The sequence below is a fragment of the Pseudomonas tremae genome, assembly GCF_001401155.1.
GTDB classification, from domain to species: Bacteria; Pseudomonadota; Gammaproteobacteria; order Pseudomonadales; family Pseudomonadaceae; genus Aquipseudomonas; species Aquipseudomonas tremae.
In genome coordinates this window covers 1-682 of sequence record NZ_LJRO01000265.1, presented here as the reverse complement: position 1 = coordinate 682, position 682 = coordinate 1, and the positions used below count along the sequence as shown (strand labels likewise).

The window sequence follows — 682 nt, the reverse complement described above, 5'->3', positions numbered from 1 at the left end:
AAGGCTCGTGATTTTCCACGTCCTACCTGCATGGCTTCGACCGATGTACGTATGTTGTTGGCTGCCAAGTCGAGAGGTTTAAACACTGGCACATTCAATGGTGAGGACACCGTTTGCCAGTGCTATTCACAGCAGGCCACACGCATGACAACGTCTTTTGATTTCTGTATGTCAGTCGTGCAGAACGGATATTTTGATGACACTAAACAGCAGCCGGCGTATGCCACACCTGCCGGTCTTTCATCAACTCGCTCCCTTGAGTCGCGCGACGGTCCGCAGCGAGGGCTCGCAGCGGTGGACCAGAGCGCGCAACCACAAAAGGTTTCACGTTTTAACATCATTCCTGATACCAGTCGCACGCAACGAACGATCAAATGACAGGCAGCCGGTTATAACTCGACTAAACGGTAATTTAGTTGAGTTATGCTTTTTGGTGATTAAAAGGACTGTACTCGAGGCCTCGAGGTAAATCCAGAGGTACGCATAATGTGTGGACGTTATGGTACTTGCGGCCAACGGCCAGAATCGATCGTCGGGACCATTGCGCAGCCCCCGGCGATCGATTTACCCATAACGTCAATTATGCGTGGCCACCTCCGGCCTAGAACGCGTGCAAAGCCCTCTCAGACCCCGCAAAACTCACTTCGCGCCATGATCACCCAGCTTTACCGCAACGGACCCA

At 52.5% G+C, this 682-nt stretch carries 1 pseudogene; it reads left to right on the top strand.

Going from position 1 to position 682, the window contains the following annotated elements:
• Nucleotides 1-378 (top strand): annotated as a pseudogene (locus ALO43_RS29035) (zonular occludens toxin domain-containing protein); the annotation flags it as partial.
• Between the last annotated feature and the right edge of the window lie 304 nt (nucleotides 379-682).